At 71.9% G+C, this 24,631-nt stretch carries 19 protein-coding genes; 6 read left to right on the top strand and 13 right to left on the bottom strand.

What is annotated here, in order from left to right:
- Positions 1 to 114: 114 nt before the first annotated feature.
- Entirely contained in the window at positions 115 to 951 is an 837-nt protein-coding gene (locus AVP42_RS03490) for a carbohydrate ABC transporter permease (RefSeq protein ID WP_067946147.1), read from the bottom strand.
- 2 nt (positions 952 to 953) lie between these two features.
- Positions 954 to 1,916, bottom strand: coding sequence for a carbohydrate ABC transporter permease (locus tag AVP42_RS03485; RefSeq protein ID WP_067946145.1), 963 nt, complete (start codon positions 1,914 to 1,916; stop codon positions 954 to 956).
- 159 nt (positions 1,917 to 2,075) lie between these two features.
- On the opposite strand from AVP42_RS03485, the gene AVP42_RS03480 reads away from it, so the two are divergent.
- The 3 genes from AVP42_RS03480 (at position 2,076) to AVP42_RS03470 (ending at position 7,309) form a co-directional block, all read left to right on the top strand.
- Positions 2,076 to 5,306 (top strand): glycosyl hydrolase, encoded by a 3,231-nt coding sequence (locus tag AVP42_RS03480; protein WP_067946144.1) that lies wholly within the window; start codon positions 2,076 to 2,078, stop codon positions 5,304 to 5,306.
- A gap of 140 nt (positions 5,307 to 5,446) precedes the next feature.
- Positions 5,447 to 6,751 carry an ABC transporter substrate-binding protein gene (locus AVP42_RS03475; RefSeq protein WP_067946143.1) on the top strand — a complete coding sequence of 435 codons (1,305 nt, stop codon included), beginning with the start codon at positions 5,447 to 5,449 and terminating at the stop codon, positions 6,749 to 6,751.
- A gap of 297 nt (positions 6,752 to 7,048) precedes the next feature.
- Positions 7,049 to 7,309 (top strand): hypothetical protein, encoded by a 261-nt coding sequence (locus tag AVP42_RS03470; RefSeq protein WP_157356698.1) that lies wholly within the window; start codon positions 7,049 to 7,051, stop codon positions 7,307 to 7,309.
- A gap of 75 nt (positions 7,310 to 7,384) precedes the next feature.
- On the opposite strand, the gene AVP42_RS03465 is transcribed toward AVP42_RS03470, so the two are convergent.
- The 6 genes from AVP42_RS03465 to AVP42_RS03440 form a co-directional block, all read right to left on the bottom strand.
- Complete coding sequence (locus AVP42_RS03465; protein WP_067946138.1) at positions 7,385 to 8,860, bottom strand: DUF6379 domain-containing protein; 1,476 nt, start codon at positions 8,858 to 8,860, stop codon at positions 7,385 to 7,387.
- Between the two features lie 42 nt (positions 8,861 to 8,902).
- Positions 8,903 to 10,204, bottom strand: a complete 1,302-nt coding sequence (locus AVP42_RS03460) for a DUF6379 domain-containing protein (RefSeq protein ID WP_067946136.1) — start codon at positions 10,202 to 10,204, stop codon at positions 8,903 to 8,905.
- A 20-nt stretch (positions 10,205 to 10,224) separates the two neighbouring features.
- Positions 10,225 to 11,820 carry a GMC oxidoreductase gene (locus AVP42_RS03455; protein ID WP_067946134.1) on the bottom strand — a complete coding sequence of 532 codons (1,596 nt, stop codon included), beginning with the start codon at positions 11,818 to 11,820 and terminating at the stop codon, positions 10,225 to 10,227.
- Between the two features lie 20 nt (positions 11,821 to 11,840).
- Positions 11,841 to 13,319: an MDR family MFS transporter gene (locus AVP42_RS03450; RefSeq protein ID WP_231878530.1), complete on the bottom strand. Its 1,479-nt coding sequence runs from the start codon at positions 13,317 to 13,319 to the stop codon at positions 11,841 to 11,843.
- 177 nt (positions 13,320 to 13,496) lie between these two features.
- Positions 13,497 to 14,273 carry a hypothetical protein gene (locus tag AVP42_RS03445; protein WP_067946130.1) on the bottom strand — a complete coding sequence of 259 codons (777 nt, stop codon included), beginning with the start codon at positions 14,271 to 14,273 and terminating at the stop codon, positions 13,497 to 13,499.
- Complete coding sequence (locus AVP42_RS03440) at positions 14,270 to 15,307, bottom strand: Gfo/Idh/MocA family protein (protein ID WP_231878529.1); 1,038 nt, start codon at positions 15,305 to 15,307, stop codon at positions 14,270 to 14,272. Before AVP42_RS03440 ends, AVP42_RS03445 begins: the two co-directional genes overlap by 4 nt.
- A 138-nt stretch (positions 15,308 to 15,445) precedes the next feature.
- Between AVP42_RS03440 and AVP42_RS03435 the strand changes: the two genes are divergently transcribed.
- The 3 genes from AVP42_RS03435 to AVP42_RS03425 all read left to right on the top strand — a co-directional run bounded on the left by AVP42_RS03435 (position 15,446) and on the right by AVP42_RS03425 (position 19,309).
- Positions 15,446 to 16,714, top strand: coding sequence for an ROK family protein (locus AVP42_RS03435; protein WP_067946128.1), 1,269 nt, complete (start codon positions 15,446 to 15,448; stop codon positions 16,712 to 16,714).
- A 123-nt stretch (positions 16,715 to 16,837) separates the two neighbouring features.
- Complete coding sequence (locus AVP42_RS03430; RefSeq protein ID WP_231878528.1) at positions 16,838 to 18,268, top strand: sugar phosphate isomerase/epimerase; 1,431 nt, start codon at positions 16,838 to 16,840, stop codon at positions 18,266 to 18,268.
- Positions 18,269 to 18,373: 105 nt separating this feature from the next.
- Positions 18,374 to 19,309 carry a LysR family transcriptional regulator gene (locus tag AVP42_RS03425; RefSeq protein ID WP_067946126.1) on the top strand — a complete coding sequence of 312 codons (936 nt, stop codon included), beginning with the start codon at positions 18,374 to 18,376 and terminating at the stop codon, positions 19,307 to 19,309.
- 3 nt (positions 19,310 to 19,312) lie between these two features.
- Here AVP42_RS03425 and AVP42_RS03420 read toward each other — a convergent pair whose 3' ends face one another.
- From AVP42_RS03420 to AVP42_RS03400, 5 genes are read right to left on the bottom strand one after another with little or no spacing between them, the layout of a single operon-like run.
- Positions 19,313 to 20,296 (bottom strand): fumarylacetoacetate hydrolase family protein, encoded by a 984-nt coding sequence (locus tag AVP42_RS03420; protein ID WP_067946125.1) that lies wholly within the window; start codon positions 20,294 to 20,296, stop codon positions 19,313 to 19,315.
- The gene (locus AVP42_RS03415; protein WP_067946123.1) at positions 20,293 to 21,372 is read right to left on the bottom strand and encodes an amidohydrolase family protein; all 1,080 of its coding nucleotides are present in this window, start codon (positions 21,370 to 21,372) and stop codon (positions 20,293 to 20,295) included. The genes AVP42_RS03420 and AVP42_RS03415 overlap by 4 nt, the downstream gene beginning before the upstream one ends.
- On the bottom strand, positions 21,369 to 22,502 hold the full coding sequence (locus AVP42_RS03410; RefSeq protein ID WP_067946121.1) for an FAD-dependent oxidoreductase: 1,134 nt from the start codon (positions 22,500 to 22,502) through the stop codon (positions 21,369 to 21,371). The genes AVP42_RS03415 and AVP42_RS03410 overlap by 4 nt, the downstream gene beginning before the upstream one ends.
- Positions 22,503 to 22,541: 39 nt before the next feature.
- Positions 22,542 to 23,543 (bottom strand): cyclase family protein, encoded by a 1,002-nt coding sequence (locus AVP42_RS03405; protein WP_067946119.1) that lies wholly within the window; start codon positions 23,541 to 23,543, stop codon positions 22,542 to 22,544.
- A complete protein-coding gene (locus AVP42_RS03400; protein WP_067946116.1) occupies positions 23,540 to 24,574 on the bottom strand; it encodes a fumarylacetoacetate hydrolase family protein in 1,035 nt (344 codons plus the stop codon). The genes AVP42_RS03405 and AVP42_RS03400 overlap by 4 nt, the downstream gene beginning before the upstream one ends.
- Positions 24,575 to 24,631 lie beyond the last annotated feature (57 nt).

Raw genomic sequence — 24,631 nt, 5'->3', positions numbered from 1 at the left:
GTCTCCTGGAGTCAGAACATCGGGTGGTCGTGAACGGCATGCACGGGAACCTGCTGCAGCACGTCCCAGTGCTCGACGATCCGGCCGTTCTCGAATCGGTGGGTCCGTGGACGGTCAGCCCTTCAGCCCGCCCGCGAAGCCCTGGATGAAGCGCTTCTGGGCGAACATGTAGAACGCGAGGATGGGGATCATCGAAATGATGACGACGGCGAAGATCTTGTTCCACGCCGACACGAGGCCGCCGACGTAGGTGTACATCGCCACCGGCAGCGTCTGCGTCTCCGAGCCGCCGAGGAAGATCAGCGAGTTGAAGAAGTCGTTCCAGACGATGAGTCCCGCGAGGATCGCGACCGTGCCCGTGGCCGGGGCCATCAGGGGCAGCACGACCCGGAAGAACGCCTGCGTCGGCGTGGCGCCGTCGATGACGGCCGCCTCCTCGTATTCGGTCGTCAGCCCGCGGAAGAAGCTCGCGTACAGGAAGATCGACAGCGGCAGCAGGATGCCGATCCAGAGCAGGATCATGCCGAGGGCGTTGCCCGTGAGACCGACCGACCGTGCGCCGATGTAGAGCGGCACGGTGCCGAGCTGCGCCGGCAGGATGATCGCGATCAGCACCAGGTAGTACGTGACGTTGGTCCACGTGCGCGTACGGCGGGCGATGACGTAGGCGGTCAGCGAGCCGAGCAGCACGAGCCCGGCGATCGCGCCGGCCGTGATGATCACGCTGTTCAGGATGCTCATGGGAATGCTGTTGCGGCCCGTCGAGGTGAGCACCTCGACGAACGCACCGAAGTCGACCGTCGAGGGCGGTGCGACCGCGCTCGTGGTCAGGACCTCCTGGTCGGGCTTCAATGCCGTGACGACGAGCAGGTAGAGCGGGAGGAGCCCGATCAGGGTGACGATCCAGACGAGCACTTCCCGGAGGGCGGTGAGCTTGGTGTAGCGGAACACGTTCAGGCCTTTCCGGCGTCACGGTCGCGCGTGACCCGCTGCTGGAGGATGGCGAACACGAGGATGATCACGGTGAGGACGAGCGCGAGCGCGGAACCGAAGCCGAACTGGCCGAGCGCGAACGCCTGCTTGTAGACCTGGGTCGCCAGGGTCTCCGTGGCCCCCGCGGGGCCGCCGCCCGTGAGGGCCAGGATCTGGTCGAAGATCCGCAGGCCCTGGATGATGCCGAGGGTCGTCGCGATCGCGATCGAAGGACGGATGGCGGGCACCACCACGTGCCAGAAGCGGCCCCAGATGCCGGCGCCGTCGATCGCCGCGGCCTCCTCGACCTCGACGGGGACGCTGGCGAGTCCCGCGAGGTAGATGACCATCACGAAGCCCGTCTGCTGCCAGACGACGGTGATGAGGATCGCCCAGATCGACCAGGAGGGGTCGGCGAGCCAGACCTTCTGCCACTCCTCGAGGCCGATCAACCCGAGGAAGCCGTTCAGCGGGCCGTTGAACTGGAAGATGAACTTCCACACGTACGCCACCGCGAGCGGGCTGAGCACGACGGGCATGAAGAGGAGGGTCCGGAGGATGTACCGGGTCTTCAGCATGCGGTTGATGGCGAGTGCGTAGAGCAGCCCGAAGACGTTGGTGAGGATCACGGACCCGAAGGCGAGGAACAGGGTGTTCCACACCGAGCCGAGCAGCATCGGGTCGCTGAATATGCGCTCGAAGTTGGCGAAGCCGATGAAGTCCCATTCGCCGAGTCCGGTCCAGTTCGTGAACGCGAAGAAGCCGCCCGTCATCGTTGCGGCGTAGTGGACCCCGATCACGAGGGCGACGGCGGGGAGCGCCCACCACCAGTGTCCGAACGTGATGAGCGGCTTGCGCCCGCCCCGCGGCCTCGGCGGCGGCGTGTTGCGCGCGTCGGGCGGCACGGTGATGGTGCGGGTGCTGTCCTGCGTCGTCACAGTCATTTCGCTTCCTGACATCGTCGTCGCGGCGCCCCATCGGGTCGGGACGCGATACGCCAACTCTCCCACGCTTGTGTCGAAAACACACATTAGTCATCTCGATGCCGCGTATAAGTACCGGCGGCGATCATCCGCGTCGCGCTGCTGGGAGGATTCGAGTCCATGGACCGACTGCCATCGACGCGACCGGCGACGGGACGCGACCCGCTGTGGGACGCGTTCGTCGATCCGCCCGACGAGGCGCGCCCGCGCGTCTGGTGGCACTGGATGGACGGGAACGTCGACCCGGACGGCATCGAGCGCGACCTGCGCTGGCTGCACGCGACAGGAGTGCGCGGTGCGCAGATCTTCGACGGCGGGATGGGCGGCCCGCTCGTCGTGCCGTCCCCGGTCCGGCCCGACACGCCCGAATGGGATCGAGCCGTCGATGCCGCGGTGAACACCGCCGCCTCCCTCGGCTTGGAGCTCGCCGTCGCGACCTCGTCCGGCTGGAGCGCCTCCGGCGGTCCATGGGTGGCGCCCGGCGACGCGATGAAGAAGGTCGTCTGGGCGGCATGCCAGATCAGCGGCGGCGCGCCCATCACGATCGAGCTGCCGACGCTGCCGGGAGTCGCGGGCGCCTTCCTGGACTGCCCGCGTCGGGGCGACGGGGGCGGGACCGCGGCGTTCGCCGTCGACTGGCGCGTGCTGGCCTTCCCGGCCGACGCGCGACGCGCGACCCTCGAGCCGGCATCGTTCCGCGCGTCGGCACCCGTCGACGACGCGTCCTGCCTCACCGACGGCGCATTCGGCGACGCGCTGCTCCTCCCCCGCGACCCCGACCGCTGGTCGTCGGCGTGGATCGAGCAGGTGTTCGACGAGGACGTCACCGTCCGCTCGGTCAGCGTCGGCCTGCCGGGACCTCGTGGGTTCGGCGCCGCCCCGCCGCCGGACGCCACCCTCCAGGCGAGCGCTGACGGGGTCCACTACCGCGACATCGCCGCGCTTCCGGCGTCGACGCTCCCCGCACGGACCGTCAGCTTCCCCGCGGTCACGGCCCGACGGTTCCGGCTCGTGCTGTCGGCCGCGAGCGCCGCGGAGGCCCTGCCTCCCGTCGCAGCGGGCGTGCGCCTTCCGCCCGTCCTGCGCACCTCCGACGCGTTCGCCGTCTCCGAGTTCGCGCTCCGCACGGCGGGACGCGTCCACTTCGCCGAGGCCAAGGCGGGCTTCGGCGTCGTGCCCGACTACCACGTGGTGCCCACCCCCGCCGACGCCCGGATCGGGGCGATCGGGCCCGAGGACGTCGTCGACGTCACGGGCGACGTCGTCGACGGCGTCCTGCGGTGGACGCCGCCGGAGGGCGAGTGGACGGTGCTTCGGCTGGGCGCATCGCTCACCGGCCAGACCAATGGGCCGGCTCCGACGGATTCGACCGGCCTCGAGGTCGACAAGCTCGACGGCGAGCGGGTGCGCGCCTACCTGGCCACGCACCTCGAGCGCTTCGGCGTGGATCGCGGCGGCGCGGCATCCGGTGGCCCCGGCATCTCGGCGCTGCTCAGCGACAGCATCGAGGCCGGCTCGCAGAACTGGACCGAGGGGATGATCGAGCAGTTCCGGCGGCGGCGGGGGTACGACCCGACGAGCCGGCTGCCGGCACTCGCCGGACTCGTCGTCGGCAGCCCCGACGAGACCGACCGGTTCCTGTACGACTACCGACGCACCATCGCCGAGCTCTACGCCGACGAGTACTACGGCACGCTGGCCGCCGAGGCGCACCGACGGGGCATGACGTACTACGCCGAGGCGCTCGAGGACGGCCGGCCGCAACTCGGCGACGACCTCGCGATGCGGGCTCCCGCGGATGTCCCGATGGGCGCGATGTGGACGTTCGAGTCCCGGGAAGGGCCGCGGCCGACCTACGTCGCCGACCTGAAGGGAGCTGCCTCGGTCGCGCACGTCCACGGTCGCCGCTGGGTGGGCGCCGAGGCGTTCACGTCGTTCGACCGGCCCTGGTCGTGGACCCCACGCACGCTGAAGCACATCGCCGATCTGCAGCTCTCGCTCGGGGTCACCCGGTTCTGCATCCACACCTCGCCGCACCAGCCGATCGCCGCTCCGTCCCCGGGCATCGCGCTCGCGCCGTTCCTCGGCCAGGCCTTCACCGTGCACGAGACGTGGTCGGAGATGGCGCGACCATGGATCGACTACCTCGCCCGGTGCTCCGCCGTTCTGGCCGCGGGTGCGCCTGCCGTCGACGTGGCGGTGTTCGTCGGCGAGGAGGCGCCCGTGACCGGCCTGTTCGAGCAGGTCGTCGACAGCGCCGTGCCTGCCGGGTTCGACTTCGACTACGTCGGGCCGGACGCACTCCGCGACGTGCTCCGATTCGACGGAGATCGGCTGGTCTCCGAGGGCGCCGCGTACCGGGCCCTGTTCCTGGGCGGGTCGAGCGAACGGATGACGCTGTCGACGCTCCGAGCGGTCGAGCGCCTCCTCGATGCCGGGGCGACGGTCATCGGAACGCGACCCACCGCCACGCCGTCGCTCGCCGACGATCCCGAGGAGTTCGCCGCGGCGTGCGCGCGCATCTGGGGCGCGCGCCGCGGCGGCGGCCGCGTCGTCGATACGGCCGATCTCGGGGAGGCCCTGCGCGAACTCGAGTGGCGCCCGGCGCTCGAGATCGACGGGCCTCCGGTGCGGAGGATCGCACGCGAGATCGACGGGCGACGGGTGACGTTTCTCGCCAACCCGTCGGACCAGCCGATCCACCTCCGCCTCGTGAGCGGCGGGACGGGGCCGCTCGTCGCGTGGGATCCCGTCGAGGTGCGACGGTCGCGCCTGGTCCGGTCCGCCGACGGCGAGGCCGAGCTGATCGCGCTCGAGCCGTTCGGATCCGTCTTCGTCCTCTCCGCGGCGGCGGGCGCCGCCGAGGCGGCTGCATGTGAGCCCGTCGACGCATTGACGCTCGAGGGCGAATGGCACCTCCTGCTGCCCGGTCGGGACCCCGTGCCCGTCTCGCCCGGCCCGCAGTTCTGGACGGACCTCGGTGCAACGGGCTTCTCCGGAGTCGCCACCTACCGGCTCGAGTTCGAGCTTCCCGAGGTCGAGGACGTCGCCCGCCGATCGAGGCTCGACCTCGGCGTGGTGCGCGACATCGCGCGCGTGCGGCTCAACGACCTCGACTGCGGGGTCGCGTGGACCGAGCCGTTCCGGGTCGAGGTCACCGCCGCGCTCCGCTCGGGTCGCAACGTGCTCGAGGTCGAGGTCGCGACTCCGTGGCGGAATCGGCTGATCGCGGAAGCGGCCTCGCCGAGCGGCGAGATCCCGGCTGCGATGGCCGCGGTCTTCGAGCCTCACGCCGCTCCGTCGCGCGCGGGCCTCGCCGGGCCGGTCACCATCCGCTTCGAAGGCTCGTGACCGGGATCACCGGGACTATTGCCCCGCATAACCGATACTAATGTCAGAATCAAGCCAATGTATGCCACGCTGGTTGCAACGGCCGAGCGCCGTGCCAGCCGCCCCAGAGCTGGCGACAACGACGTCACGAAAGGGTCGAAATGCCACAGCACGCACAGCACCCCGCCAACAAGTTCCGGTGGTCGCTCCTCGCCGCACCGGTCGCCGGGGTCATGGTCCTCGCCGGCTGCGCCGGCGGCGGCGGGTCGGATGACGGAGGCGGGAGCGCCGATGGCGGCGCCGCCGACAGCTTCTCCATCATGGTCGCCCAGGCCAACGACCAGGACACCGCGTACCAGCAGCTCATCGACCAGTACGCCGAGGAGACCGGCGTCGAGGTCGAGGTCATCCCCTACCCGTCCGACGCGTACAACACGCAGGTCACCACGCAGCTCCAGGGCGGCAACGCCGCCGACGCGATGATCCTCTCGCCCGGCACCGGCCAGCCGATCTCGGTCATCACCCTCGCCGAGGCGGGCTTCCTGGAGCCGCTCGACGACACCTCGGCGGGCGTCATCCCCGAGGGAACGGCCTCGCTCTACGAGGTCGACGGCGAGACCTACGCCCAGCCCACGTCGCTGCAGCCCGTCGGCCTGGTCTACAACCCGGCCGCCGCCGAGGAGGTCGGCATCGACGAGTTCCCGGAGACGTACGAGGACCTGCTCGACGCCTGCGCGACCGCGCGTGAGGGCGGCAAGAGCTTCCTCGTGATCGCCGGCTCCATCCCGTTCAACACCGGCCTGTTCTCGCAGATCCTTTCCGCCACGCGCGTCTACGAGGAGACGCCGGACTGGAACGAGCAGCGCGCCGCGGGCGACGTCACCTTCGCCGACAGCGGATGGCGTGACGTGCTCGAGGACTTCGTCGAGCTCAACGAGGCGGGATGCTTCCAGGACGGCGCCGCGGGTGGCACGTTCGACAACATCACCAACGGCATCGGCGGCGGCTCCGCGCTCGCGGCACCGGTCCCCGGTTCGGCGGCGAACTCGATCAACGCCGGCGCCGGCCTCGAGACCGACGTGCGAGCGTTCCCGCCGGCCGACGGCGCGGGCGAGTACACGCTGGCCTCGGCGAACTACGCGTGGGCGATCAACGCCTCCGCCGACGACGACGTCAAGGCTGCCGTGCAGGAGTTCCTCGACTGGGCCGCGGAGCCCGAGCAGGCGAAGTCCTTCGCTGACACCTTCGGCGCGGTGCCGATCACCGGTGTCGCCGGTGATGACCTCCTCCCGATCTACCAGCCCATCGGCGGCCTCCTCGAGTCGGGTGCCTTCACCGGCCTCCCGAACTCGACGTGGCCGAACCCGGCGGTGTACGACGCGCTCGGCGCCGGCGTGCAGGGTCTCCTGACGGGCCAGAAGACGGTCGACCAGATCCTCGACGAGATGGACGCCGCCTGGGGTTGATGCCTTGACGGATCCTTCCCGACCGCACCACCGGATCGCCGCCCGGGCCTCACGGCCTGGGCGGCGATCCGCGTTCCATCCGCGTTCCACCCGCGTCCCACCGGCCCCCCACCGGCGTCCCGCCCCGAAGCAGGTCGCCCGTCCGCGAGCCGTCGCGTCCGCGCCCTGCTCGACGAGCTGACCTGCGCCGAGAAGCTCGGCCAGCTGCAGCTCGTCTTCCGCCCCGATGCGGAGGATGCCGCTCAGCTCGTGCGCGACGGCATCGGATCGGCGTCTCCACTGTCTGAGAAGGCCGTCATGAACGACGCGGCGGATGTCTCGGAGCACCGCCTGCGCAACGTGCACCTCGAGCCGATCCTGGCCGTGGTCGAGGCGGCCGTCCGCATCGACGACACCGTCACGCGCGCGCTCGATGCGCTCGGACTCTTCGACCACCCGTACGTGCCGGAGGCCGACGAGCGCACCGAGTCGACCGGCTTCCGGGCGACGGATGCCGCGGGCGACGCGCGGCTTGTCGGCGCGCCCGTCCTCGCCGAGCCGGCCGTGCCGGGCCGGTGAATTGCGCGGGGTCGGTCATGGTTCCGGATGCCACGCGCGGGCCGGTGACATCCGCCTCGAACGTGTCCGGCTCGCTCAGGCGGGCTGCACCGCCCGCATGCTCGCGCGGATGAGGTCGTGCTGGCGGCGCACGAGCAGCAGCGGGTCGACCTCGCCGAGCTCGGCGAAGGCGTGGCCCTCCCACTCGCTCGACCAGTAACCTCGGTAGCCGCCCTCGACGAAGACGCGCACGAGCTCCGGGTAGTCGATCGCGGGCTCCTGGCCGTCGCCGTCGATGTCGTAGAACTTGGCGTGCACGTGCAGGATCTGGGGCATGATGTCGGCCCACTCGCGCGGGTCGACGTGGCCGTGCATGTTGAACGCGAGGTGCGCGAACGCGCCGAGCCGGCCGGGGTCGAAGTCGCGGCCGCGGAGGTAGCCGATGAACGCCTCCTGGCGTTCCCGCATCGGCGCGTCGGTCGCCCAGATCGCCTGCAGCCGCTCGACCGCCTCGTCGTCGAGGCCCGCCCGACGCACCGCCCGCAGCAACGTCGGCGACATCGCGTGCATGGTGGATGAGAAGTCGGCGACGAACCCGAGCAGCGGCGAGTCGAGTTCGGCGTAGGTCTCGCGCACCTTGAGGATCGGCTCGGCGTTCGGGCCGAGGGGCGCGTGGATCTCGTAGCCCAGCTTCAGGTCGAGCTCCTCGGCGACCGGGAGGAGCCGGCGCAGCAGTTCGGGCTTGGCGCTCTGGATGCGCACGAGCGGGAAGCCGAGCTTCGCCGCACCGCGGAACAGCGTCTCGCTGAACTCGAACTCCTCGTCGGGTGTCATGTCGCGGTCGCGCCGTCGGCCCATGTCGAGGTTCGCGCCGAACGAGCTCGCGTCGAAGCCGTGCCGGTCGAACGCGTCGCGCCACGTGCGCACGAAGTCGTCGGACACGACCGGGTACGTCGGCAGCACCTGCGAGGCGACGATCTCGATGCCCGGGCCGATGCCGAGCTCCCCGACCCGGTCGAGCAGGCCGTCGAAGTCGTACCAGCCGGCGCGGAACTCGGCACTGGCCGAGTACAGGGTCAGGCCCAGCGCGAACGGGTCGCCGTCCGCGGCGGGCGGCGGCGGAGCGACATGCGTCACCATCGCCGGCGCCGGTGCATCGCGGTCGGTGACCGTCAGCTCGAGCGACTGCCGCACCACGTTGGGCACGTACATGCCGGGTCCGCCGTCGGCGCCGGGCGCGATCTGCATGTACGGCAGGCGGAGCTCGCCGAGGACCTCGACCTCGTGCGACTCGCCGAGTGCGACGGGCTGGTCCCGCTTCGCGATGAGCAGCGGATGCGCCTGCAGGTACCAGAGCACCTCGCTCTGCTGCGGCAGCTCGTCGAGCGCGTAGCGCACGCCGCCGAGCTCGAATGCGAGGTCCTCGGCCGCGACCGGCTCGCCGTCCACCGTGAGCCGCAGCGTCGACACCGACGAGAGCCAGAGGCTCCGGTACCACGGCAGGGTGAGCGAGAGCGCGAGGCCCTCGGGGTGCGTGCGCAGGCTGTCGGCCTGGATGAGTCCGTTCGGCATGGTCCTGTCCTGACGGGGTGAAGCGGGAGCGGATGCCGCGGCTCAGAGCCCGGCGGCGATGCGGCGGATGAGCGAGTGCTGGCGCCGCACCTGTTCGATGGAGCGCCAGGGCTCGCGTTCGCCTTCGTACTCGCTCGAGAGGTAGCCCGTGTAGCCGGCGTCCTTCAGGGCGCGGAGCACGGGCTCCCACGGGATCTGCTGGTCCTCGAGGTGCTCGTCGATGTCGTGGAACTTGGCCTGGATGAACACGACGTACTTCGCGATGTCGGCGATGTCGGCCGGATCGACGCCGATGCCGTCGAGGAAGGCCGGCCGCCGGCCGGGCAGCTCGCCGGGTCGCAGCGGGATGGGGCGGTCCTGGAAGATGCCCGTGTCGAGCAGGAGCCCGAAGTGCTGCGTGCCGGTGCGCTCGATGAGCTCGATGTAGTCGTCGACGACGGGGTGCTTGATCGGGGTCGGCGAGTGGATCTCGGGGCAGATCACCACGTCGAGCTCGGCGGCCAGGTCGAGCGAGCGCTCGACCGATTCCGTCCAGATGGGATCGGGCACGAGGTCGCTCGAGACGACGCCGATCTTGGGCCTGACGAACCGGAACCCGAGGCGCTTCGCGAGCCGCAGGTCGCGCTGCAGCATGCCCGCGCCCTCCTCGGCGGTGAGCCGGCGGGCGTTCGGACCGCTCGAGTGCAGCCGCGTGTCGATCCACGAGCCGTAGTTCGTGGGTTCGAGCCCGTAGCGGTCGAGCAGCGCGAACCACCGGTCGATCCACTCGGTGGTCGGCTCGGGGTAGCCCGCGACGTGGCCCTCGCCGAGGATCTCGACGCCCGTGGCGCCCACGTCGGCCACGTGCGCGAGCGCCGTCTCGAGATCGAGCACGGTGCCGTAGTCGGTCATGTAGCTGTAGAGCGAGACGCCGTACTGGAAGGGCCCGCCGTCGCCGTCCGGCGAGAGCGTGATGTGGCGAGTGACGCGATAGGTGCTCGGCTGGTGCTCCTCGGGGATGTACGACATCCGCAGGCGCAGCTCGATCGACACCTCGTGCGTGCCCTCGGGCAGCCCGCCCTCATGCGGCACGGTGACGATCGCCGCCTCCTCGAGGGGCCAGCGCACGCCGTCGGAGTCCCACAGCTCGCCGAGCGAGTACGTGGTGTCGCCGAACGTCCATCGCGGCACCTCGGGGCCGACGTCGACGAGGTCGCCGACCCGCACGGCGATGCCGTCGATGAGCGAGGCCGCCATGCCGCGGTACGAGGGCATGCGCACGCGCAATTGGAAGCCGGTGACCCGGTCGCCCTCGCGGACGTTCCGGAAGCCGGTGGACTGGATGAGATCGCGTTCGAGCAGCATCGGTGCTGGTTCCCTTCGAATCAGGCGGTGACGGATGCCGCGGTGCGGGCCGAGAGCTCCTCGACCGCCTTGCGCGCCCCGCGCACCGCGATCGCGACGCTCATGAGCGTCGGGTTCATGGCCGTCGCAGTCGGGATCAGCGCGTTGCCGCCGACGACGAGGTTCTCGACGCCCCACACCCGCGACCACGGGTCGGCGACGGACGTGCCGTCGTCCGCGGGGCCCATGCGCATGGTGCCCTGGTAGTGCAGGCTCGACCCGTTCGGCATGAGCCGCGGCTCCGCGACGAAGGTGCCGAGCGCCCGGCCGGCACGACGGAGGCGCTCGGTCGCCGCGGCGATCTCGGTCTCCTCGCGCTCGGTGAGCGCGTACTCGATGGTCATGTTCGGGAAGCCCCGGTAGTCGAGCTCGTCGTCGTCGAACGTCACGGCGTCCTCGTAGCGCGGGAACTTGCGCATGCCGTAGCCCATGTTGACGTAGCCCCAGCGGTTCTTCGCCAGCGGGTGCTCGGGGTCCATCGGGAACGGCGTGGTCTCCGAGTACATGACCTGCAGCGCGAACGGGTGGTCGGGCTCCGAGAACGGGATGCGGTTGACCGCCGCGACCGGGTCGGCCGCGTTGGCGGCGCGGCGCGCGAGCTCCGCCTCGAGCTCGTCCACGGTCGCGTAGCGGCTCATCCGCTCGCCGTCGAGGGCGACGGTGGAGATCACGACGGGGTGCTCGGTCAGGTAGTGCCCCAGGGCGGCCGGCCGGATGCCCGACGCCCACAGGAGCTGGGGCGAGCGGAACGCGTCCGCCGCGACGACGACGAGGTCGGCGGGGACGAACGAGGTCTGGCGGGTCCGGAGGTCCTCGACGGTCACGCCCGTGACCCGGTCGCCGTCGCGCTCGATGCGGCGCACGAGCGTGAGGTCGCGCAGCTCGAAGCGCTCGCGGAGCGGGTTGCCCGGCTCGATGAGCGGTCCGAGCACGACGTCGGCGCCGGCCCAGCGGATCGATCCGTCGGGCTGCGGGTCGCCCGCGACGGGCAGGGTGCTCGGACCGTAGCCCTCGGGCAGCTCGCCCGAGAACTCCTCGGCGAGCAGCGAACGGATGCCGCGCCCGACCGCCGAGTCCGCGAACGCGGCGCTCTGGGCGTGCAGCAGGCCCTCGGCCTCGCGGATGAGGTCGTCCCACTCGTCGTCGGCGATGAAGTCGACCTTCTCGCTGAAGCCCGGCCGCGGGATGGCGCACGTCCAGTGCGCGCCCTGACCTCCGACATTGGTGGCCGCCGCCGCCGCGGGGAACGTCGGCGCGTGCGCGGAGCCGGCACCGCCGAAGTCGAACAGGTGCGTGCCCTGGCGGGCCGTGAACATGCCCTCGACGACCGTGCCGGCCGGGATGCCGAGCGACTCGCGGTGGTCGCCCGCCTGCGGACCCTGGGAACGCTCGCGCGCGAGGGCCTTCTCGGCGGGATCGGCGATGTTGCGCACGCTCTCGCCCGGCCGTTCGGTGAGTTGCGGACCCGCCTCGAACATGACGACCCGAGCGTCGGGCAGGCCCTCGACGAGGAGGCGGGCGTACGCGGAGCCGATCGGCCCGCTGCCGACGACGGCGATGGTGGGGTGGTGGGACATGTGCGTCTCCTCTTCGAGTCTCACGCGTTGGCGGGTTCGGATACGGATTCGGCGGCCGGTGCGGGCTCGTCGGAGAGCCGCCCGGACGGGAGCAGGACGGCCGCGACGATCCCCACCGCGTAGGTGAGGGCGAGCGCGGCGAACACGGGGACGAAGATGTCGCCGTAGATCTGGGCGACCTCCGCCTGGATGGCGGGCGCCGACCCGTGCACGAGGCTGGGCGTCAGCGACGACGGGTCGAGCGACGACGGCAGCCGAGCGGCGATGCCGGCCCCGATCACCCCGCCGATGACGGCGGTGCCGAGGGTCGAGCCGAGCTGCCGCACGAGGTTCGTCGTCGCGGTGATGGTCCCGGTCTCGTGACGCGGCACGGCGCCCTGGACGACCGCGATGATCAGGCTCATGAACGAGCCGGTGCCGATGCCGACCCCGAACATCACGACCATCGGCACCCACAGCGGCGTGCCGACCGGCAGGAGCGCCATCACGGCGAGCCCGATCGCAGCGAGGCCGGTGCCGAAGATCGTGTAGCCGCGGTAGCGGCCGGTCCGGCTGGCGAGCCATCCGGTCGTGAGGTTCGCGACGAGCATGCCGAACACCGTGGCGATGGGCACGAGACCCGACACCGTCGCGCTCGTTCGGTACGCCATCTGGAAGTAGGTCGGCAGGTAGGCCGTCACCGAGAACAGTCCGATGCCGATGATGGCCGAGAGCGCCACCCCGGCGGCGATGGTGCGGTCGGCGAAGAAGCCGAGCGGCAGGATGGGCTCCGGTGCTCGCATCTCGATCGCGAGGAACGCGGCCAGGGCGACGGCGACGATGGCGAAGGCGACCACGGCGGAGAGTGCCGTCTCGGGGGCGCCGACCCAGGTGACGCCCAGCACGAGTGCGACGAGGGCGATCGTGAAGGTGACGGCACCGCCGATGTCGAACCGGCGCGGGGCTCCGGTCTGCACGTGCGGGACCGCGAACGCGGCGAGCGCCAGCGCGACGAGGCCGAAGGGCAGGTTGATCCAGAACACCCACGGCCAGCCCCAGTAGTCGGTGATCAGCCCGCCGAGCACGGGGCCGACGAGGATGGCGATGGGGAAGGCCGCGCCGATGATGCTGAGGTAGCGGGGCCGCTGCCGGGGCGTGGTCACGTGCGCGACGATGGTCTGCGACATCAGCTGGATGCCGGCGGAACTCATGCCCTGCGCCACGCGCGCGACGACGAGCTGAGTCATGTCCTGGGCGAAGCCGCACGCGAGCGACGCGGCGAGGAACACCGCGACCGAGGTGAGGAAGACCAGTCGGGGTCCGACGAGGTCTCCGAGCTTGCCGAGCACCGGGTACAGGGCGGTGCCGGCCAAGGTGTAGCCGACCACCACCCAGCTCATGTGCTCGAGCGCGCCGAGTTCGCCGGCGACGGTCGCGAGCGACGTGGCGACGATGGTGTGGTCGAGTGCGCCGAGGAAGGCGACCGTGAGGAGCGAGGCGACGAGGAGGCGGAGCCTCAACGGGGAAAGCGACATCTGCGTGGTTCCACCCGAACGATCGGGCCGTCGACGTGACCGGATGTGCCCTCGCCGCGACTTCACGGCTCGGATCGGATCCCAGCGGGACCCCAACGTCACGTCGATTCTATGCGATCTTTAGTTGAACAACAACATAAGACGGAGGGGCACGCGCCGAACTCAGCGCGCGAGGATCGTCGCCGCCGTCGCCGCGTCGGCACCGAAGCCCGCCAGATCCCCCGTCGGCGAACCGTCGCGCACCAGCTCGAGCGCGCGGCGGAGTGCTTCGCGCTCGGGCTGTTCGTGTCGAGGCGGTGTCATGAGCCACCCCGCGGACGTTCCCACCCCGAGCACGCTCCGGCCCATCGGGGCGTCCAGGTCGATCTCGAGGGCCGTCTCCCCCGAAGCGCGCACCCGGAGCAGCCCGCCGCCCGAGGCCACGAGCGTGACGATGAGCGACGCACCGACTCCTCCCGCCCAGCGGAGCCGCGCGGTCGTGCCATGACGTCCCGGGCGACCGCGCAGGACGGCCGGGGCGCCGTCGGCGCCGCCCGTGAGCACGCGCATCCAGCCCACTGCGTCGCGGACCACGCGGGGCGCGTCGGCGAAGCTCGCCTGGCACTCCGCGACGACGGATCGCAAGGCCGAGCCGTCGAGGCTCCGGAGCGCGTCGTCGACGATGCCCGATCGCAGGCTCGGCCGACGCACCAGCACGGGGACACCGAGCTCGCCCCGGAGCGCGGGCACGTCCGTGGGCGCCGCCTCGGGCTCATCGACCAGCAGGGCGACCGCCCCGCCCGCCGCCGCGCGCCGCGCGTCCTCCCACCAGGCGCCGTCGCCGCGGATGACGGCCAGCGCGCCCGCCGGGCCGTCCGCACGGGCGGCCGAGTGCGACAGGGACGCGATCGCCACCCGGTACGCCGGCAGGTCGCCCGTGAGGAACACCGGTGCGGTCATGAGGCGCCCCCTGCCCGGATCGCCGCCGCCGCGGCGTCCGCCAGCCCGATCGCGAAGAGCGCATCGTCGAGCAGTTCGTGCGGCTCCATCGCGGTCACGCCGTCGAGGAGCTCCGCGAGGGCGAGCCACTCGCGCACGTAGCCGTCCGAGCCGTCGCGTCGGTAGGTCGTCTCCCGCGGCTCGGCGCTGCGCACGCGGACCGTGGCGCTGCCCGCGTGCACGAACGACGGCGGGAACTCGACGTCGACGCGGTCGGCCCCCGCGCCGATGCTCAAGCGCCAGAACGCGTCCGGTCCGTCGGGCAGCATGACGGCGTCCAGCAGGACGGGGACGCCGCTCGAACGGAATCCGATCGAGTACCCGAGGGGCGCGACGGCCGCGGCGAAATCGACGCCCTCGAAGTCCGGGGCGAGATCCCGGATCGCCGGGAGGTCGTGGACGGCCAGGCCGAGGACGAGCTGCCGCACGACCGCGGCGGCGACGTCGGGGTCGCCGAGGTCGGGCGCGCCGCGCGGCGGTGCGGCCGAGGGCGCGAGCTCCGCGACCGCGGAGTGGTACCGGCCGTTGGGGGGCAGGGCGACCGTCACCGAGACGGATCGCACATCGGAGCCCAGCGCGACCAGGTACCGCTTGGCGCGGTCCCAGGCCTCGTCGTAGACGTGGTTCGTCGCGACGAGCAGTGGGATGCCGGCGTCGCGGCACGCCTCGACGACGGCACGGGCGTCGGCGGCGTTCGTCGCGAGCGGCTTCTCGCACAGGATGGCGCGCACACCCGCCTCGACGCAGGCCAGGATGTGGCCGGCGTGCTCGTCCGGCGGACTGCAGATCGCCACGATCTCCACGGCCGGATCGGCGAGGAGGGCGGCCGTTCCCTCCGACGCGGCGGCGCCGAGCGGCTCGGCGAGGGCGGCGGCTCGCCCGCTGCCGCGATCGGCGAGGTGGACCACGCGGAGCCGCTCCGCGAGCCGGGCCAGCGTCGGCAGGTGCAGCGCCGCCACCCCGGGACCGGCCCCGATGATCCCCACACCTCGCACGACGGCTCCCCTCACTCCCGACCGAGTCCACGGTCGGCGCAGAACTTCTGCAGAGACTACACAGAAGTTGTGCCGGAATGCACTCTTCATCGTGCCGAAAGCCCGCTCATCGACGGCCGTTGTGCCAGAATCAGGGGCATGACACGCGAGTCCACCCTCCGGTTCGGAGCGCAGACCGACGAAGTGACGAGCCTCCTCCGCATCGTGAACCTCGTCCGCACGGGCGAGGCGATGACCCGCCCCGAGATCGGTCGGCTCACCGGGCTCGGCCGCGGCGTGGTGACCCAGCGCGTCGACCAGGCCATCGAGATGGGCTTCCTCGCCGACGGCGACTACGGCCCCTCGTCCGGCGGGCGAGCTCCGCGCACCCTGCGATTCAGGTCCGAGCAGGGGCGCATCATCATCTGCGCGTTCGGCGCGCTTCACATCCGCGTCGGGATCGCCTCGCTCGACGGCGACATCATCGACGACGGCCACGCGCACTGGGACATCGCGAGCGGCCCCGCGGCGACGATCGACCAGGCGTTCGCGATGCTCGACGAGATCCTCCTCCGCCACGAGGACGTCCCGGTCTGGGGCGTCGCGGTGGGCATTCCGGGCCCGGTCGACTTCGACAGCGGTCGTCCGGTCGCCCCGCCGATCATGCCGGGATGGAACGGCTTCGACCTGCGCCGCCGCTTCGAGGAGCGGTTCGACGCGCCGGTCTGGGTCGACAACGACGTGAACCTCCTCGCCTTCAGCGAGCGCGCACGGCGAGGCGAGGATCGCCTCGACCTCATCTTCTTCAAGGTCGGCACCGGCATCGGGGCGGGACTGCTCTCGCAGGGGCGCATCCACCGCGGGGCCAACGGGGCCGCCGGCGACGTCGGTCATGTCCGCGTGCGGGAGTCCGAGTCGCCGTGCCGCTGCGGCAAGGTGGGCTGCCTCGAGGCCGAGGCGGGCGGCTGGGCGCTCGTCCGCGATGCGCGCCAGGCGCTCGACGAGGGTGCCGGCGGCGCCCTCGCGCGCGAGCGCGGGAGCGGCGACGGGCTGACCCCGCAGGAGATCGCCATGGCCGCCATCAACGGCGATGCGCTGGCGATCTCGCTGGTGCAGCGCTCGGCGCGCCTCGTCGGCGAGTCGATCGCGGCCCTCGTCAACATGTTCAACCCGGGCGTGATCGTCGTCGGCGGCGCCGTCTCGTCGGCGGGCGAGATCTACCTCGCGGAGGTGCGCCAGCGGGTGTACGAGCTCTCCCTGCCGCTGGCGACACGCGACCTGGCGATCGTCCGGTCCCACGGCGACGAGAAGGAGCCGCTGCGCGGCGGCGCCGAGATGGTGCGCGAACAGCTCTTCGAGGCCACGTTCCCCCGGTGGTTCGCCGAGGGGCGGCCGCTGATCCGCGACGTCATGCCCGCGGCATCCTGACTCGAGGATGACTTCTTCCTGATTTCGACTTAAGGGTGTACCTTTTCGTCTCAATGAGACACGAAGGAGTGCCATGCCCGAGCCGACCATCCGCACCCTGATCGTCACGGGCGGACGACTCGGATGAGCCTGCCGATCCTGCTCGACGACGCACTCGCCCGCACCGCGGACGGCGTCGCGCTGCGCCTCAGCCTGCCCTGGATCCGCTCGCTGCCCGTCTCCAGCCTCCGGGACCTGGAGGTCTCGATCGACGGCACGCCCGTCACCGACCTCCGCATCCGACCGTGCGGCGACTGGTGGTTCCTGCAGGATCGACTCGTGGTCGAAGCCGGGCAGCGCCTCGACGACGGGCCGCACGAGGTCGCCGTGTCGTTCCGGCTGCTCATCCCCTACCTGCAGGCGGGCCCCGACGGCCCGCTCATCCTGCCGTTCCACCACGCTCGCACCCTGGTCGCGGAGGTCGCCGCCGACGCCGGAGCCTCGGACGCGTTCGGTAGCGATCCGGGCGCCGAAGCGACGACCCGCGTCCGACCCGCCCCCTCAGCGGACCTGCCAGCGGGCTGGACGCTCGCCGCGAGCGCGTTCAACTGGACCCCGGAGGCGGTGCGCGCCGAGCGTCCCGCCGCGGACATCGCCGCGGGCGTCGTCCGCGATGGCGTGGCCTCCGTCATCGAGATCGAGCCGGGCCAGATGTGGCGCGGGTTCCCCACCCCCGGCGATGACGAGGTCGACGCGTTCCGCGCGGGGCTCGCGTCGGCCGACGGCACCGTCAGCATCGTCGGGGCGAGCCTCGACGACTGGGACGCCTCGGGTCGGCGTCGCGACGACGACGAGCGGCTGGCGTTCCTGCTGCCGCAGCTCCGCGCGGCGCATCGCATCGGCGCGGACGGCGTCCGCCTCCCGATCGGGCAGGCCGGATCGGCGCTGCTCGCCCGCCTGCTGCCCCATCTGCAGGAGCTCGACCTCGTGCTCCTCGAGGAGGCGCAGGGCCGGCAGACCCCGGACGACCCGCAGACCGCCCGCGCCCTGGAGGCGATCGCGTCCCTCGACGATCCGCACGTCCGCGTGCTGGTCGACTCCAGCATGCTCATGCCCTCCCTGCCGGTGACGTACCTCGAGGCGCTCCGGGCCGCCGGTTTCGAGCGCGCGCTCCTCGATCGGCTGACGAGCGGATGGCGCGACCCGGCCACGATCGACGCGCTCGTCTCGACGCTCCGAGCCGGCGCGGTCCCGCCGCACGCCCACGCGCTGTTCATGGACATGCTCGTGCGCTTCGGGCGCTCGGACGCGGAGGTGCTGCGCGACATCCTGCCGCTCATCGGCGCCTTCCACCTGAAGTTCTGGGATCTGGAGGACGCCGACGGCCGGGTGTCGAACCCGATCCGCGATCTCGGCGCCGAACTCGGCCGCGCGGGCTTCGCGGGCACCCTGTGCAGCGAGTGGGGCGGGCACGAATGGCTCGACGCGGATCCCGAGGCGATGACCCGAGCGCACCTCGCGCTCTCCGCACGTTCCCTCGCGGCCGGGGCGCTCACCGCCGACGTCAGGACCTGAGCCGGCCGGTCACGATCGCACATCACTCGCCGCGATGACGCTAGGCCTCGAATCGATCGCACTGATAGAGTTGAGCGCCTCGACCCAGCGAAGGAACACAGCGACGTGTCCGATTCCCAGCCGCCCCTCTCCCGACTCGACCTCAACCTGCTCGTGTCGCTCGACGCACTGCTCACCGAACGGAGCGTCACCCGCGCAGCCGAGCGGCTCCACCTCAGCCAGCCCGCCCTGAGCGCGTCCCTCGCCCGGCTGCGCACGCACTTCAACGACCCGATCCTCGCGCGCACGGGAAACACCTACGAGCTCACGCCCCTCGCGTCGCGCCTCACCGAGCACACCGCCGCGGCGCTCGACGCCGCCCGCCGCGTCTTCGAGAGCTCGGCCGAATGGGACCCGAGCCAGTCGACCCGCGACTTCGCCATCTACGGCTCCGACTACAGCGTGGCCACGACCGGCCGGCGCGTGGCCGCACTGGCCGCCGACCGGGCCCCCGGCGTGCGCTTCCGCTTCATGATGCACAACCCGCAGATCGTCGAGGACGCGGTGAACCGGCTCCGCAGCGCCGACGCGCTGCTCATGCCGCACGGCTTCCTCACCGACCTGCCCTTCACCGACCTGTGGACCGACCGCTGGGTCGTCCTCGCCTCGGCCGACAACGAGGCGATCGACCAGGAGGTGACGCTCGAGAACGTCGCGCAGCTGCCCTGGGTGTTCACCTACCAGTCGCGGTCGGCGTTCACGTCGGCGACGCGGCAGATCCAGCAGCTCGGTATCGAGCCCCGCGTGGAGGCGGTGGTCGAGAGCTTCCTGCTGCTGCCGATGTTCGTCGCGGGCACCGATCGCCTCGCCCTCATCCAGTCGAGCCTCGCCGACTACGCCCGCGACACGGCGGGTGTGCGGGTCCTCGAGCCGCCGTTCGACGCGACGCCGATCCACAACGCCATGTGGTGGCATCCGGTGCACCGTCGCGATCCCGAGCACGAGTGGCTCCGGGGCCTGTTCGTCGAGGCGTCCACCGCGCTGGGCGCCGAGTCGGCCTGATCGTCAGGCGCGTTCCCGCTCACGGGAGCGGTGGCGCGCGGGCGGGATGTCGGGGACGGGTCGAGCGCGCCCGACGACGTTGCGGATCTCGCCGATGCCCTCGACGCGCATGAGCACCTCGTCGCCCTCGACGAGCGGCGGCGGGGTCAGCTCGCCCGCGCGACCCCACAGCTCGGCGAGGCATCCGCCGTTGCCCGCGGTGCCCGACCCGAGCACGTCACCCGGCACCACCAGCGAATCCCGCGACGCATAGGCGACGAGGTCGCCGAACGGCCAGCCCATGTTCGACAGCAGGTCGTGGCCGATGCGCTCGCCGTTGACGTGGACCTCCATGCGGATCGGCAGGAAGCCCTCGTCGTCGAGGAGGCCGTCGAACTCGTCGGCCGTGACGATCCAGGGCCCGAGGGTCGTCGCGAAGTCCTTGCCCTTCGCCGGCCCCAGCCGCACCTTCATCTCGCGCCCCTGGATGTCGCGTGCCGACCAGTCGTTGAAGATCGTGTAGCCGAACACGTGCCGGGCGGCCTCCGCCGGCGCGAGGTCCCGACCGTCGGAGCCGGCCACGCCGCCGATGACCGCGCCGACCTCGAGCTCGAAGTCGAGGCGGCCCGTCGAGGGCGGGCGCACCTCGTCGCCCGTCGCGATGATCGAGTGCGGGTTCGTGAAGTAGAACGTCGGGAAGGTGTACCACTCGTCGGCGACGTGGCTCGCCCCGTCGACCGATGCCGTGACGCCCTCGACGTGCTCCTCGAAGGCGACGAAGTCGCGCACGCTCGCGGGCACGAGCGGAGCCAGCAGCCGAACGTCGGCGAGGGGCGTGACGGATGCCGCCGCATCGCCCTCGAGCTCCGCGGCGAGCGCCGGCAAGTCGGCGAGCCCGGCCGCGAGCACGTCGCCGACCGTCAGCCCGCGCGGGAACGGCACCACGCCGTCGCCGATGACGAAGCCCTCGGCGACCGCACCGTCGTGCATCCACCTCGCGATCCTCATGCCGTTCCCCCCGCGGCGACGGCGTGCGCTCGTCCCCGGGGCAGTCGCCCGCCGAGCAGGTCGGCCGCATTGCCCGAGAGGATCGCGCGCTCGTCCGATTCGGCGAGTCCGGCCTCCCGCAGGCGCTCGACGGGGTCGTCCACGCCCATGTCGAACGGGTAGTCGGTGCCGACGAGCACGCGGTCCGCGCCGGCGGCCGCGACGAGCGCGCGGAGCGCGTCGGGGGTGTGCACGAGCGAGTCGAAGCGCAGCCGCCGCAGGTACGACGACGGCAGGTGGCGGCATCCGTGCGCCTCGGGTCGCACCTGCCAGGCGTGGTCGGAGCGGCCGAGGAAGGTCGGCAGGTAGCCGCCGCCGTGCGCGGCGACGAGCTTCAGGTCCGGGTGCCGATCCAGCACGCCGGAGAAGATGAGGTGCGACAGCGCGACGGCGTTCTCGACCGGTTGGCCGACGGTGTTCGACAGGTAGAACCGGTCGAGCCGTTCGTCGAGGCTGCAGCCGAACGGGTGCAGGAACACGATCGCGTCGAGCTCCTCCGCGCGGGCCCAGAACGGGTCGAGCCGCTCGTCGGAGAGCTCGACGTCGCCCGCGAACGACGAGAGCTCGACGCCGGCGAGGCCGGCCCCGATGACGGCGTCCTCGAGCGCGTCGACCATCAGGTGCGGGTGCTGGAGCGGAACGAGGCCGAGGCCGAGGAGCCGGTCGGGCGCGCCCGCGACGTGGTCGGCGATGGCCCGGTTCGCCTCGCGGGCGGCCCAGGTCGCGAGGTCCGCGCCGGCCCAGGGGTAGTAGTGCGAGGGCGACGGCGAGACGACCTGCACGTCGACGCCCTGCCGGTCCATCTCGGCGAGGCGCGCTTCGAGCGAGGTGAGCAGCGGCATCCGCTCGCCGATCATGCGACCGGATGCCGCGAGGCTCTCGGGTCCGTTGCGGCGCGCCTCGAGCGCCTGGGCGGCGGCGAAGCCGTCGGGGTCGCGCTCCGCGACGGCCTGCTGCAGGGCCGGGAGGAGCAGGTGGGCGTGCACGTCGACGACGGGCGGCGCGGCATCCGTCGCCGGATCGAAGCGGGCGCTCATGCCGGCTGGCTCACGAGCATGGCGATGCGACGCATGAGGCCGGGCACGTCCGCGTCGCGCACGTGGTCGATCTGCCACTGGCCGAGCTGCACCGAGGCCTCGACGACCTCGGTCGCGCGGGGCAGGCGCCGGGCGTGGAACTCGTCCCACAGCGACTGGTCGACCTCGTCGCGCGAGAGCAGGAGCTCGGCCAGCACGACCGCGTCCTCGCCGGCCTGCGCGGCGCCCTGGGCGATGGTGGGCGGGCAGCTGTGCGCGGCGTCGCCGATGACCACGACGCGGCCGCGGTTCCAGGCGTCGGGGATGACGTGCTGGGTGAACCACGTGTAGTTCACGCGCGAGGCGCCGTCGAGCGAGTCGCGGATCTCGTTCCACGGTCCGCCGTACGCCTGCGAGAGCTCCTTCATCACCTGCACGCCCTGCTCGGGCGAGAGCAGGTGGCGGTCCTGCGCGGGCTCGACGAGGTAGGCGTACATCATGTCGTCGCTCGTCGGGCAGTAGCCGGCGATGTAGACGGGCCCGCCGTAGTAGAGGTCGGTCTGCGTGACCTCCTTCGGACGCGGCACGAAGGCACGCCAGATGCCCATCCCGGTCCGCTCGGGTTCGACCTCGATGCCGAGCTGCTTGCGGATCGACGAGTTGAGGCCGTCGGCGCCGATGAGCAGGTCGTACCGGGCGGTCGAGCCGTCGCTGAGGGTGACGTCGACGCCGGTGTCGTCCTGCGTGAAGCTCGACACGGTCGTGCCGTAGTGGATGCGCGCACCCAGCTCGGTGGCACGGTCCGCGAGGATCTCGGCGAGCTCGGGGCGGTACATGCCGGCGACCGCGGGGTACTCGGGGCCGCCCGTCCGCGCGTCGGGGATCTGCGCGATGAACGGGGCGTCCGGGCCGGGGGCGCGCAGGCCCGTCTGGTTGAAGAAGTACCCGGCCTCCTGCACGCGGTCCCACACGCCGAGGCGGTCGAACACGCGCAGCGCGTTGCCCTGCAGGGTGATGCCGGAGCCGAGGGCTGTGAGGTCGGGCTTGACCTCGAAGACGTCGACGTCGACGCCTCCTTCGGCGAGCAGGATGGCGGCGGCCGTGCCGGCCACACCTGAGCCGACGATCGCGACACGGGAGACTGCGGTCATGAGCTGATCCCTCCTTTGGGATGCGGTTCGGGTTCCGGGTTACTTCAGGGCGATGGGGTTCACGGGCGAGCCGACCGCACCCGTGATCGGGAGCGGCGGGGCGACGAGCAGGAACTCGTACACGCCGTCGGCGGCGCAGTCCGCGGCGAGCGCCTCGAGGTCCCACATCTCGCCGATCGTGAGCCCCATGTTGGGGATCACGACCTGGTGCAGCGGCTGGAACGCGTCGTCGAACTCGTTGGGCCGTACCTCGAAGCCCCACGTGTCCGTCGCGATCGCGGCGATCTCGGTGCGGTGCAGCCAGCCGGCGGTCGTGAACGACAGGCCCGCGCTGGGTCCGCCGGCGTAGCCGTTCCATCCCTCGCGCAGGGCGCGTGCGTACCGGCCGGTGCGCACGAGCACGAGGTCGCCGCGGCCGACGGCGGCGGTCGCGTCCTGCGCCGCGATGCAGGCCTCGAGGTCGGCGACCGTGATCGCGTAGCCGTCCTCCAGCTCCCCGGTCTCGGGGCGCAGGTGGCGGCCGACGTCGAGCAGCACGCCACGGCCCGCGATGACGGATGCCGCATGCTCGATGCCCGTGACGAGGTCGCCGTCGCTCGTGACCACCTGGCCGGCCGGGCGGCCGTTCCACGCCATGCCGCGGTCGAAGATGTGGCCGAGCCCGTCCCACTGCGTCGAGCACTGCAGGGGCATCGCGATCACGTCGTCGGCGCCGCCGATGCCGTGGGGGAAGCCCTGGGTCCCGGCCGCGGCATCCGTGCCGGTGTCGAGCATGGTGTGCACCGGGTTGGTGCGCCGCCGCCAGCCCTGCTGCGGGCCGTTCATGTCGAAGGGCTGCGAGAGCGAGAAGCTCGCGCCGCGGCGGACGAGCGAGGCGGCGCGGGCGCGCTCGGCGTCGCCGATGAAGTTCAGCGTGCCGAGCCGGTCGTCCTCGCCCCAGCGACCCCAGTTGCGGACCGCCTCGGCGGTCTCGGCGATGTGCCGCTCGGGGTCGGTGCGGTCGAGGTCGGCCGGGTCCTCGGTGAGCAGCTTCGTGGTCATCGTGCACCCGCCTCGGCGTGCATGCGGCCGGCTGGGGCATCCGTCGTCTCGGCGACCGCGCGCACGGACTGCGCGCCCAGCCCCTCGATCGCGCCGACCATGACGTCGCCGTCGCGGAGCATGCGCCCGTGGACGATGCCGTTGCCGGCCGGGCTGCCCGTCAGCAGCAGGTCGCCCGGGAGGAGCGGCATGTTCTGCGACGCCCCGCTGATGAGCGCGGGCAGGTCGAAGAGGAGGTCGGACGTCGTGGCATCCTGCATCGTCTCGCCGTTGAGCGTGAGCTGCAGGTGCAGGTCGCCCGGGTTCGGCACGAACGGCGCGGGCACCAGGAACGGGCCGGTCGGCAGGAAGCCGGGGGCGTTCTTGCCGCGGTACCAGTCGGTGCCGATCTCCTTCATGTCCTCGCGGAAGACGAGGTCGCGCGTCGTGATGTCGTTCACGATCGTGTAGCCGGCGACGTGCTCCATCGCGTGCTCGCGGGCGACGCGGAACGCCTCGCGGCCGATGACGACGGCGAGCTCGAGCTCCCAGTCGTGCTGGTCGCTGTACGACGGCAGCACGAGGTCGACGTCGTCGCCGACCACGGCGGCCGGCAGGCCGATGAAGAAGTACGGGGTGCCCTCGCGTGCGCGACGGTCCATCATGTCGGCGGCCCACTCGCGGAGTTCCTCGATCGGGCGCGGGTCGTTCTTCGCACGCCCGGCCGCCACGAGGTCGATCACGTGGGTGCGGTAGTTCGCGCCCGTCTGCAGCACCTGCCGCGGGGTGACCGGTGCGGTCAGGGTGACGTCGGCGAGCGGATGCCACGTGCCGTCGGCCTGTTCGGCGACGCGCCGCAGCCGCTCCCACGAGGCGGGCGCCTCGGCGAGGAACGCGTTGAGGTCGGGCGCACCGAGCTCGGCGGGACCGATCTCGCGCACCCGGTCCCCCGCGACCAGGCCCAGCACCGGCTCGGCATCGGTCGCGCCGCCCGCGCGGCGGAACCGGACGAGCGCGTAGGGGGCGGTCAGGCCGTCGGACGACGAGGTCACGGATGTCTCCAATCACGCGCGCGGCGATGAGCGGCGTGGAACCAGTCAACCGCCTTG

Source organism: Agromyces sp. NDB4Y10, assembly GCF_001620055.1.
In the GTDB taxonomy this organism is placed as follows: Bacteria; Actinomycetota; Actinomycetes; order Actinomycetales; family Microbacteriaceae; genus Agromyces; species Agromyces indicus.
The sequence above is the reverse complement of the archived record's forward strand: the minus strand, read 5'-3'. Positions and strand labels throughout refer to the sequence as shown.